Consider the following 11,490-nt stretch of genomic DNA (forward strand, 5'->3'; position numbering starts at 1 on the left):
TCGCCGCATACCCCCCAGGGGGGCAACACCAGTGGCCCGGCAAAGCCGGTTCCACGGTGTTCACCGACTGAATTGAGCGCCAATCGCACCGATTACTGGATAAAAAAATGCTGATGGAAAATTTTGCGCCGATGATGTTCGGCGGGCTGGTGCTGATCATGCTGATCGGCTTTCCGGTGGCCTTCTCGCTGTCGGCGCTGGGCATGGCTTCGGGCCTGTTTGCGATCCATATGGGCTGGTTTCCGGCGGTGTTCATGGAGAACCTGCCGATCAACATCTTCGGCATTTTGTCGAACGATTTGCTGCTGGCGATTCCGTTCTTCACCTTCATGGGCGCGATTCTGGAGAAATGCGGCCTGGCCGAAGACATGCTGGATTCGATGGGCCAGCTGTTCGGCACCGTCAAGGGCGGCCTGGGCTACTCGGTGATCATCGTCGGCTTCATCCTGGGCGCGATCACCGGCACGGTGGCCGGCCAGGTGATTGCGATGGCGATGATTTCGCTGCCGGTGATGATCCGCTACGGCTACAACATGCGCTACGCCACCGGCGTGCTGGCGGCCTCGGGCACCATCACCCAGCTGGTGCCGCCGTCGCTGGTGCTGATCGTCATGGCCGACCAACTGGGCCGTTCGGTGGGCGATATGTACCGGGGGGCCTGGGGTCCGTCAATCCTGCAAGTGCTGATCTTTGCCGGCTACACCTTCTTGCTGGGGGTGTTCAAGCCGCACCATGTGCCCGGCATTCCCAAAACCGCCCGCACCCTCACCGGTGCCAAGTTGTGGGCAAAGTGCCTGCGCGGCATCATTCCGTCGGCCATTCTGATTTTTGCCGTACTGGGCTCGATGGGCGGCCTGCCGGGCATCGACACCGCCATTGCCACGCCGACCGAGGCCGGGGCGATGGGCGTGGTGGGTGCGCTGATTTTGGCGGCCATCCACAGGCGGCTGACGCGGATCCTGATTTGGGATGCGATGGTGGGCACCATGCGGCTCACCGCCATGGTGGTGTTCATTTTGATCGGAGCGCGGGTGTTCTCGATGGTGTTCCAGGGCGTGGACGGTGCCAAGTGGGTCGAGCACCTGCTCACCGGCCTGCCGGGCGGCCAGGTCGGCTTTCTGATCGTGGTCAACCTGTTCATCTTCTTCCTGGCCTTCTTCCTCGACTTCTTTGAGATCGCCTTCATCATCTTGCCCATGCTGGGGCCGGTGGCGGCCTCGCTGGGCATTGACCTGGTGTGGTTTGGCGTGCTGCTGTGCGTGAACATGCAGACCAGCTTCATGCATCCGCCGTTCGGCTTTGCGCTGTTCTACCTGCGCGGCATTGCCGACACGTTGTTCAAGGAAAAGCGGATCGAGAAACCTATTCTGTCCAGCGACATCTACATGGGTGCGATTCCGTGGGTAGTGATGCAGGTGATTCTGGTGGCCATCGTGATCTTTGTGCCGCAAACTGTCACCATGTTCTTGCCCAAAGAGGTGAAGGTAGATACCTCCACCATCCAGATCGAGGTGCCTGACAACGACATGCAGCCGGCAGACGAGAGCAACGGCGAAAACCCGTTTGGCGATGCGCCTGCCGATGCCCCGGCGGACGCACCCGCGCCCGCAGCCGCGAAGCCCTGAGCGTGGGCCCCGCTCCTTTCCGCTTTGTACCGGGCAATGGCAGCCCGGTGGAAGCCGCCGCCTTCTCCCCGCTCTTCAAGCTGCTGGCCACGGCCATCGTCGGCGGGTGTGCCGTCTGGCTGGCAGAGTTGCTGACCAGCGGCATGCTGGCTACCACCCGCAGCACCGGCGTGGTGTGGTTTGCCGCCGGGCTGGCGATGATGGCCTGGACCTGGTGGCACATCCTGCGCAGTCGCACCCGCGTCAGCGCCGAGGGCCTGCACCAGGGCTGGATTTGGGACAAGCAGATGCCGTTTGACGACCTGGCCTACGGCAAGCTGATCCGCATCCCCGGGCTGGACTGGCTCATCGCGCCCCGCCTGTATGTGCGCACGCTGATGGGCAAGTTCATGGTGTTCTACGGCGCAACGCCCGAGCTGGTGGCCGAGTTCGAGCGCATCGTCAAAGAGCTGAAGGCGTTTCGGAACCTCTAAACGAAAAAAACCGCGCCAAAGCGCGGTTTTTTTAGGGGCGTGGCTTACAGCTTCACACTTTGCATGTAGCTGTCAAACCGGCCTTCGGCCACGCGGAACCAGGCCACCTGGTCGCGCTGGAAGGCGCGGAAGTCGGCAAAAATCTTCTTCCACTCGGGGCTCTTTTCATCGTTCTCGGCATAGACCTGCTGCGCCGCCTTAAAGGACGCGTCCATGATCTCTTTGGAGAACGGCAACAGCTTGACCTTGGCACCGATCAACTGCTTCAGTGCCGTAGGGTTACGGGCATCGTACTTGGCCAACATGTCCACTGCAGCTACGGTGGTGGCGGCTTCCACGATCGCGCGGTTCTCGGGCGACAGGGCATCCAGAGCCTTGCGGTTGATGAAGAAGTCGACCTCGGGGCCGCCCTCCCACCAGCCAGGGTAGTAGTAATGCGGCGCAACCTTGGCGAAGCCGAGCTTCTGGTCGTCGTAGGGGCCGACCCATTCGGCGGCGTCGATCGTGCCTTTTTCCAGCGCCTGGTAGATTTCGCCACCAGGGATGCTCTGGGGCACCACGCCCATCTTGGCCATCACCTCGCCCACCAAGCCGCCTCCCAGGCGCATCTTCAGGCCCTTCAGGTCGGCCACGGTCTTGACTTCCTTACGGAACCAGCCGCCCATCTGCGTGCCGGTGTTGCCGCCGGCATAGCTGACCATGCCATAGTTGCCGTAGAACTCGTTCATCAGCTTGCGGCCATTGCCGTGCATCATCCAGGCGTTCATTTGGCGTGCGTTCATGCCAAAGGGAATGGCGGCACCGATGGCGAATGCGGGGTTCTTGCCGTAGAAGTAGTACGGCACGGTGTGGCACATCTCAACCGAGCCCTGCTGCACGCCGTCTACCACGCCGAATGGGGGCATCAATTCGCCGCCCGCGTGGACCGAGATTTCAAACTTGCCGCCCGACATGGCCTTGACCGCGTTGGCAAACACCTCGGCAGCGCCGTAAATCGTATCTAACGGTTTGGGGAAGCTGGAGGCCAGGCGCCAGCGAACGGCTGCCTGGGCGTGCACTGCCGGAGCCATGCCAGCGGCCAAAATGCCTGCGATGCCGGAATGTTTGATGAGGGAACGACGGTCCATTGAAATTACTCCCATTGATGAATTAGATGCTGCCGCAGTTGAGGCCGGCAGCGGGTGCGGTCAGCGCAGATTGTAGGGAGCCGCAAACACCGTTTTGGCGCGGGTTTTCCCCTGCGCCGCCCACCCCATCACGCTACCAATTTAATAGCTACTTGCGCTTTATATACCTGCGCTGGGAAGCGTTTTTCTATAGATTTTTGAAAACCCGCTGCATCCAGCCCTTGCAGGGCCATGAGCACCGCCGGGTCGCCGTGTTCGATGAAGGTATCGGACAAGCCCAGCGTCAGCACCGGCAGGGTGATACCTGCGGCCTGCAAGGCCTCCAGCACCGCACTGCCCGCACCGCCCAGTACGGCACCGTCTTCTACCGTGACCAGGGCGGTGTGGGTGGCGGCGATCTGCAACAGCAGCGCCACGTCCAGCGGCTTGGCCCAGCGCATATTGGCCACCGTGGCATCCAGCGCCTCGGCCACCGCCAGCGCGGGGTAGAGCAAGGTGCCGAAGGCCAGAATAGCGATGCCGCCGGGCTGCGCACCCTGGCGGCGGATTTCGCCCTTGCCGTAGGGCAGAGGCTGCAAACCCGGCTCCATCGCCGCACCAGCCCCGGCACCGCGTGGGTAGCGCACAGCGACCGGATTGTCTTGCACAAAGGCGCTGCTCAGCAGGCGGCGGCATTCGTTCTCGTCTGCCGGACAGGCTACGCCCATGTTGGGGATGCAGCGCAGAAACGGGATGTCGTAGGCCCCGGCGTGGGTGGCGCCATCGGCCCCTACCAGCCCGGCGCGGTCCAGGGCGAACACCACCGGCAGGTTTTGCAGGGCCACGTCGTGGATCAACTGGTCGTAGGCGCGCTGCAAGAAGGTGGAGTAGATGGCCACCACTGGCTTCAGGCCCTCGCAGGCCATGCCCGCCGCAAACGTCACCGCGTGCTGCTCGGCAATGCCCACATCAAAGTAGCGCTGGGGATAGCGTTTTTCAAACTCCACCAGGCCCGAGCCTTCGCGCATGGCGGGGGTGATGCCGACTAGGCGGCTGTCTTGCGCAGCCATGTCGCACAGCCAGCTGCCAAACACCTGGGTGAAGGTGGCTTTGCCGGGTGCAGCGGCTTTTTGCAGACCCACGGCGGGGTCGAACTTGCCGGGGCCGTGGTAGGCCACGGGGTCGGCCTCGGCCAGTTTGTAGCCCTGGCCTTTTTTGGTCACCACGTGTAGAAACTGCGGGCCGGTGAGGTGTTTGATGTTTTCCAGCGTGGGAATCAGCGATTCGAGGTCGTGGCCGTCGATGGGGCCGATGTAGTTGAAGCCAAACTGCTCAAACAGCGTGGCGGGCACCACCATGCCCTTGGCGTGCTGCTCCAGGCGGCGGGCCAGCTCGAACAGCGGCGGCGCGCCTTTAAGCACCTGTTTGCCCACATTTTTGGCAGCGGCGTAGAACTGGCCGCTCATTAGCTGGGCCAGGTAGCGGTTCAGCGCGCCCACCGGCGGGCTGATGCTCATGTCGTTGTCGTTCAGGATGACCAGCAGGTTGCAGTCGCAGACACCGGCGTTGTTCAGCGCCTCAAAGGCCATGCCCGCGCTCATCGCGCCGTCGCCGATGATGGCCACGCTGTGGCGCTTGTCGCCCAGTTGCTTGGCCGCCATCGCCATGCCCAGCGCGGCCGAGATGGAGGTGCTGGAATGCGCCGTGCCGAACGCGTCAAACGAACTCTCGGTGCGGGTCGGAAAACCCGACAAACCGCCCATCTGGCGCAGGCTGTCCATGCGGTCGCGCCGCCCGGTGAGGATTTTGTGCGGATAGGTCTGGTGGCCTACGTCCCACACCAGCCGGTCTTCCGGCGTGTTGAACACGTAGTGCAAGGCCACCGTCAATTCGACCGTGCCCAGGTTGGAGCTGAGATGGCCGCCGGTTTTGGAGACGCTGTCGATCACGAAGGCGCGCAGCTCGTCGGCCAGTGGTTTCAAGTCGGCACGCGGCAGACGGCGCAGGTCGGCAGGGGTGTTGATGGTTTCCAGCAGCGGGTAGGACGCAGGGTTCATAATTTTTTTCTTGAAGCGGGCACCGTCTAGCTGGACCGGTTGACCACCATGTCGGCTAGCGCACGCAGCGCCTGGGTGTTGGGTAATGCGCTGGCATCCAGCGCCGCCAGAGCCTGGGCCAGCAGCTCCTGGGCGTAGGCCAGGGAGCGGTCCAGCCCGAGCAGGGAGACGTAAGTGGGTTTGTCTTGGGCGGCATCCTTGCCCGCAGTTTTGCCCAAGGTGGCCGAGTCGGCGGTCACATCCAGAATGTCGTCCACCACCTGGAAGGCCAGGCCCAGGGCCGCGCCATAGGTTTGTAATGCGGTGCGGGTAGCTGCAGGCAGAGGCTGGGCGGCACAGGCCGCGCCCATCATCACGCTGCCTTGCAGCAGGGCCCCGGTTTTCAGGCGGTGCATGCAGCGCAGTTCGTTCTCAGACAGGGCCAGACCGATGCTGGCTAGGTCGATGGCCTGCCCGCCCGCCATGCCCTGGTAACCGGCAGATTGCGCCAGCAGACGGCACAGCGTGGCCTGCACGCTGGGCGGCACTAGGGCACCTTCGGGGGTCAAAATTTCAAACGCCAGGGCTTGCAGGGCATCGCCCGCCAGCAGCGCCTGGGCTTCGCCAAACTGCACGTGCACGGTGGGCTTGCCCCGGCGCAGGATGTCGTTGTCCATGCAGGGCATGTCGTCGTGCACCAATGAATACGCGTGGATCAGCTCGGCAGCGCAGGCGGCGCGCAGGGCGGCGTCATCCAGACCCACGGCCACGCCAGCAGGATCAAAGCTGGCTACAGCTTCGCGGGCGGCCAGCACCAACAGTGGGCGCAGGCGCTTGCCGCCGTCCAGCACGGCGTAGCGCATGGCTTCGATCAGGGCGGCGGGGGCGGGGTGCTCGGCATCGACCCAGCCCCCAGCGGCCACCCAGTCGCTCAGCGCCTGTTCGACACGGGCCAGTCCATCACGGCTCCAGCGCGGTAAATCGAAGATGGCCGGGGTCATTCTTGCGCCCAGGGCTTGAGCACGCCCTGGTCCAGCACCTTGATCTGCTGCTCCACAGCCTCCAGCTTGTCGCGGCAAAACTGCAACAACTGGGCCCCGCGCTGGTAGCCGCCCAGCAGCTGCTCCAGCGGCATCTGGCCTGATTCGAGCTGGCCGACCAGTTGCTCTAGCTCGACCTGGGCGGCCTCGTAGCTGGCAGGCTGGGCTGCGGTGGATTCGGGTTTGGCGGCGGCCTTGGGCATGGGGGTGCTGTGGATGGAATATAAAGAGACGGTCGATTTTACGGGCAGGCACTGGCGCAGCAGGCCCGGGCAGAAAAACCGGTCCGACCGTTACAATGCCCCCTCTTTTCGCCACGGGCTGGAGCCCTTTTTCCAGCGCTGTCGGAGCCCTTTCCGCGCAAACATCTTCGGTCCGTCCACAGATCTAGCGCCTACCCTGCCCCTTCATAGGGGGAGCCTTGTCAGGACAACCCATGTCTGATTTAAGTCTTCAACTGCAGCAGGCCGCAAGCCAACTACCAGTTTCAAGCTACTTTGATGACGCGCTGTTCCAGCGCGAAGTCGCCACACTTTTCCAGCGAGGGCCACGCTATGTCGGCCACACACTGGCCGTGCCCGAGGTGGGCGACTACTATGCCCTGCCGCAAGAGGGCGAGGGCCGGGTGCTGACGCGCACGCCTCGCGGTGTGGAGCTGATATCCAACGTCTGCCGCCATCGCCAGGCGGTGATGCTCAAGGGTCGGGGTTCGTTGAACACGACCCAGCAGGGCAGCGCGGGGGGGAATATCGTTTGCCCACTGCACCGCTGGACGTACAGCGGAGGTGCCCACGCCCCTACCGGCACGCTGCTGGGCGCGCCGCATTTCGCCCAAGACCCGTGTTTGAACCTGAACCAGTACCCGCTGCAAGAGTGGAACGGGCTGCTGTTTGAAGGTAGCCGCGACGTGCAAGCCGACCTGGCCGGCATGGGCCCGCTGGCCGACCTGGATTTCACCGGCCATGTGCTCGACCACGTGGAACTGCACGTGTGCGACTACAACTGGAAGACCTTCATCGAGGTCTACCTAGAGGACTACCACGTCGGCCCCTTCCACCCCGGCTTGGGCGGCTTTGTGACCTGCGACGACCTGCAATGGGAGTTCAAAGAGCAGTATTCGGTGCAAACCGTCGGCCTGGCGCAGCGCCTGGGCGCGGCGGGCAGCCCGGCCTACCAGCGCTGGCAGGATGCGCTCAGTGCCTACAACCAGGGCACGAAGCCGAAGCACGGCGCGATCTGGCTCACCTACTACCCGAACGTGATGGTCGAGTGGTATCCGCACGTGCTCACCGTGTCCACCCTGCACCCGATCGGCCCGAACAAGACGCTGAACATGGTGGAGTTCTACTACCCCGAAGAAATCGCCGCCTTCGAGCGCGACTTCGTCGAAGCCCAGCAGGCCGCCTACATGGAAACCTGCGTGGAAGACGACGAAATCGCCCTGCGCATGGACGCGGGCCGCAAGGCTTTGCTGCAACGCGGCGACAACGAGGTTGGCCCCTACCAGAGCCCGATGGAAGACGGCATGCAGCATTTCCACGAGTGGTACCGCCGGTCAATGGGCAGTGAAACGCTATAAAATAAATAGCTACTTCCGCTTGTTTTATATGCGCTAGCGGCCTATTTCTTATAAATTTAACTCACACATAATCCCAACCTAACGCCAGAACGGTCAGCGCCAGAGATACCGTGGAACCGGCTTTGCCGGGCCACTGGTATCGCCCCCTGCAAGGGGGGTGGCGCAAGACGCGCAGCGCTGTAGCCTGGGGGTGTTCCAAAAATATGCAGGCACTTTGGATGGTTTTGGCGGCATTTGTGTTTGCCAGCATGGGGGTCTGCGTGAAGATTGCCTCGGCCCACTTCAACTCGGCCGAACTGGTGTTCTACCGGGGTCTGATCGGCATGCTGTTGCTGGCCGCGCTGGCCCGCGTCCAGGGGGTCAGCCTGAAAACCGCCTACCCCGGCATGCACGCCTGGCGCAGCACCATCGGCGTGGTCTCGCTGGGGTCGTGGTTTTACGCCATCGCCCACCTGCCGCTGGCCACCGCCATGACCTTGAACTACATGAGCAGCGTGTGGATTGCGGCCTTTCTGGTCGGCGGCATGCTGCTGGCGTGGCGGCCCGGTAACGGCATCGCCGCCTTGCAGCAAGGCCCGCTGGTGCTCACGGTGCTGGCCGGGTTTGTCGGCGTGGTGATGGTGCTGCGCCCCAGCCTGGACCAGAACGAGATGTTTGCCGGGCTGATCGGCCTGCTCTCCGGCCTGGGCGCGGCCTTTGCCTATATGCAGGTGATGGCCTTGTCGCGCATGGGTGAGCCCGAAGCGCGCACCGTGTTTTACTTTGCCGTGGGCTCCGCTATCGCGGGCGGTGTGGGTGTGCTGGTGGTGGGGCCACAGTCGGCATGGGATGGGGCGGCGGCGCTGTGGCTGCTGCCGATCGGCCTGCTGGCCGCGCTAGGCCAGTTGTTCATGACCCGCGCCTACTCGGGAGCCAAGACCGAAGGAGCGATGCTCACCGTGGCCAGCCTGCAATATTCGGGCATTGTGTTTGCCGCCATCTACAGTCTGGTGCTGTTTGGCGACAACATCAGCCGCATGGGCTGGGCCGGCATGGCGCTGATTACGGCCAGCGGCATTGCCGCCACCGTGCTGCGCGCCCGCGCTGCGCCGAACGCACCTGCCGAAGAACACTAAGGACTTACGCAGCGCCCTCTGTGTCGCCCTCTGGGCGCACAGAGGGTCTTGCGTAAGTCCTGACACTAAAGGAAGCTTATGTACGCCACGATCATTTCCGCCGAGCAACTCCAGACGCTGACCACGCCGCACATGGTGTTCGACTGCACTTTCGACCTCATGCAGCCCGACGCGGGCGAGCAGGCCTACCGGGCGGCCCACATCCCCGGCGCGGTGTATGCCCACCTGGACACCGCCCTCAGCGCCAAAACCGGCCCCGCTGCCTCCGGTGGCCGCCACCCTTTGCCCACGCAGGAAGCCTTTGCCACCTGGCTAAGCAGCGTGGGCTTTGCGAATGGAATGCAGGCGGTGGTGTACGACCGCAACGGCGTGAACTACGCGGGCCGCCTGTGGTGGATGCTGCGCTGGGTGGGCGTGGAGGCGGTGGCCGTGCTGGACGGTGGCCTACAAGCTTGGGCAGCCGCAGGCGGCGCGGTGACCGCTGAGGCCGAGTCCCATAAATTCTCAACAAACTTCGTTCCAGCGCAATCACTGTCTACGCTAGTAGCTACAAAAACAGTAGCAAACAATCTGGGCCGTGCCATCCAAACCATCGTCGATGCCCGGGCCACCCCGCGCTTCAAGGGCGAGGTGGAGCCGCTGGACCCGGTGGCCGGCCACATCCCCGGTGCACTCAACCGCCCGTTCAGCCAGAACCTAGGGCCCGACGGAAAATTCAAATCCGCAGCCCAGTTACGCGCCGAATTCACCGCCCTGCTGGGCCACCGCGACCCGGCCACGGTAGTTCACCACTGTGGCAGCGGGGTCAGCGCCAACCCGAACCTGATCGCCATGGAAATCGCCGGGCTGGGCCGCACCGGGCTGTACGCAGGCAGCTGGAGCGACTGGTGCAGCGACCCAGAACGCCCTTTTGCAAAGGGCTAAGCAGGTCAGCGAAAGCCGCTTGCCAACCGTTGAACACTCAGCGTTCCACCCTAGGAGACTTGCAATGCAACTTCGCTGGCCCTGCGCCTTCCTGCTCTTGCTGCTGGCAGCCTGCGCAACGCCCCGTGCGCCGACCGTCGCAACGCCCGTCGCCGAGGCCTACCAGCACACCAACCGCCTGACCTGGGGTGCCAATTCGGCCGCCCTGGCGCTGGCCGAGCAGCAGGGCCTGAACGCCTATCTGGGCCAGCAACTGCACCCCGGTCCGGCCACCCTGCCCCCTTTAGTCCAGCAACAGATTGCGGCCATGACCATCAGCCAGACCGCGCTGGTGCCGCTGGCGCAAGACATGGACAAGCGCAGAAAAGATGCCGATGCCACCTTTGCCAATGACGACGACAAAAAAGCCGCCCAGCAGGCCTACCAGCAGGAGCTGAACCGCCTGGGCCGCGAGGCCGCCACCCGGCATCTGCTGCGCGCGCTGTATTCCAGCAACCAGGTCCAGGAGCAAATGGCCTGGTTCTGGCTGAACCACTTCAACGTCCACCAGTACAAAGCCAATCTGCGCGCCCTGGTGGGCGACTATGAAGAAACCGCCCTGCGCCCGCACGCACTGGGCAAGTTCCGCGACCTGCTGGGTGCGGTAGCCCACCACCCGGCCATGCTGCGCTACCTGGACAACGAGCAAAACGCCGCCAACCGCATCAACGAAAACTACGCCCGCGAACTGATGGAACTGCACACCCTGGGCGTGGGCGCAGGCTACAGCCAGCAGGACGTACAAGAAATGGCCCGCGTGCTCACAGGCGTGGGCGTAAACCTGGGCACCGACGCACCGAAACTGCGCAAAGAACTGCAAGCCGACTATGTGCGCCAAGGCCTGTTCGAATTCAACCCGAACCGGCACGATTACGGCAGTAAGACCCTGCTCGGCCAACCCATCCGTAACCACGGTCTGGCCGAACTGGACGAAGCCCTGGACCGCCTGGCCCGGCACCCGGCCACCGCCCACCACATCAGCCGCAAGCTGGCCCAGTACTGGCTCAGTGACACCCCGCCGCCCGCGCTGGTGGAGCGCATGGCGCAGCGCTTCTTGCAGAGTGACGGCGACATTGCCGCCACCTTGCAGACCTTGCTCTCCTCACCTGAATATGCGCAGGGCGCGGGGCAAAAGTTCAAAGACCCAATCCACTACGTGGTGTCTGCCGTGCGGCTGGCGTATGACGACAAGCCCATCCTCAACGTCGGCCCCCTGCTGAACTGGCTCAACCGCATGGGCCAGCCCCTGTATGGCCGCCAAAGCCCCGACGGCTATGCGCTGGACAGCGCCGCCTGGTCTAGCCCCGGCCAGATGGCGACCCGGTTTGAAATTGCCAAGGCCATCGGCTCGGGGAATGCCGGGCTGTTCAAAACCGACGGCCCCCAGCCACTGGAGAAGCCCGCCTTTCCGCAGCTGGCCAACGCCCTGTACTACCGCGCCCTGGGCCAGACCCTCAGCCCCACCACCCAGAACGCCCTGGCCCAGGCCACATCGCCGCAGGAATGGAACAGCTTTCTGCTGTCGTCGCCCGAACTCATGCACCGGTAAAGGA

10 protein-coding genes are annotated in these 11,490 nt (G+C 63.7%); 6 read left to right on the forward strand and 4 right to left on the reverse strand.

The window, feature by feature from the left end; all coding sequences use genetic code 11:
• Window positions 1–107 precede the first annotated feature (107 nt).
• Together AC0969_RS04400 and AC0969_RS04405 are read left to right on the forward strand one after the other, a co-directional pair.
• Entirely contained in the window at window positions 108–1,625 is a 1,518-nt protein-coding gene (locus tag AC0969_RS04400) for a TRAP transporter large permease (RefSeq protein WP_479622919.1), read from the forward strand.
• A gap of 2 nt (window positions 1,626–1,627) precedes the next feature.
• Entirely contained in the window at window positions 1,628–2,098 is a 471-nt protein-coding gene (locus tag AC0969_RS04405) for a hypothetical protein (protein WP_479622920.1), read from the forward strand.
• A 44-nt stretch (window positions 2,099–2,142) separates the two neighbouring features.
• On the opposite strand, the gene AC0969_RS04410 is transcribed toward AC0969_RS04405, so the two are convergent.
• From AC0969_RS04410 to AC0969_RS04425, 4 genes are all read right to left on the reverse strand, one after another.
• Window positions 2,143–3,225: a TRAP transporter substrate-binding protein gene (locus tag AC0969_RS04410; RefSeq protein ID WP_479622921.1), complete on the reverse strand. Its 1,083-nt coding sequence runs from the start codon at window positions 3,223–3,225 to the stop codon at window positions 2,143–2,145.
• A 128-nt stretch (window positions 3,226–3,353) separates the two neighbouring features.
• Window positions 3,354–5,261, reverse strand: coding sequence for a 1-deoxy-D-xylulose-5-phosphate synthase (gene dxs, locus AC0969_RS04415; RefSeq protein WP_479622922.1), 1,908 nt, complete (start codon window positions 5,259–5,261; stop codon window positions 3,354–3,356).
• A gap of 26 nt (window positions 5,262–5,287) precedes the next feature.
• Entirely contained in the window at window positions 5,288–6,241 is a 954-nt protein-coding gene (locus AC0969_RS04420) for a polyprenyl synthetase family protein (RefSeq protein ID WP_479622923.1), read from the reverse strand.
• Complete coding sequence (locus AC0969_RS04425; RefSeq protein WP_479622924.1) at window positions 6,238–6,483, reverse strand: exodeoxyribonuclease VII small subunit; 246 nt, start codon at window positions 6,481–6,483, stop codon at window positions 6,238–6,240. The genes AC0969_RS04420 and AC0969_RS04425 overlap by 4 nt, the downstream gene beginning before the upstream one ends.
• Window positions 6,484–6,716: 233 nt before the next feature.
• Here AC0969_RS04425 and AC0969_RS04430 point away from each other — a divergent pair, with 233 nt between their 5' ends.
• The 4 genes from AC0969_RS04430 to AC0969_RS04445 all read left to right on the forward strand — a co-directional run bounded on the left by AC0969_RS04430 (window position 6,717) and on the right by AC0969_RS04445 (window position 11,486).
• Window positions 6,717–7,859 (forward strand): aromatic ring-hydroxylating oxygenase subunit alpha, encoded by a 1,143-nt coding sequence (locus AC0969_RS04430; protein WP_479622925.1) that lies wholly within the window; start codon window positions 6,717–6,719, stop codon window positions 7,857–7,859.
• Window positions 7,860–8,062: 203 nt separating this feature from the next.
• Entirely contained in the window at window positions 8,063–8,974 is a 912-nt protein-coding gene (locus AC0969_RS04435) for a DMT family transporter (protein ID WP_479622926.1), read from the forward strand.
• 78 nt (window positions 8,975–9,052) lie between these two features.
• The gene (locus tag AC0969_RS04440) at window positions 9,053–9,898 is read left to right on the forward strand and encodes a sulfurtransferase (RefSeq protein WP_479622927.1); all 846 of its coding nucleotides are present in this window, start codon (window positions 9,053–9,055) and stop codon (window positions 9,896–9,898) included.
• Window positions 9,899–9,962: 64 nt separating this feature from the next.
• The gene (locus AC0969_RS04445) at window positions 9,963–11,486 is read left to right on the forward strand and encodes a DUF1800 domain-containing protein (RefSeq protein ID WP_479622928.1); all 1,524 of its coding nucleotides are present in this window, start codon (window positions 9,963–9,965) and stop codon (window positions 11,484–11,486) included.
• Window positions 11,487–11,490 lie beyond the last annotated feature (4 nt).

This window comes from Rhodoferax sp. LB1P47 (genome assembly GCF_056521445.1).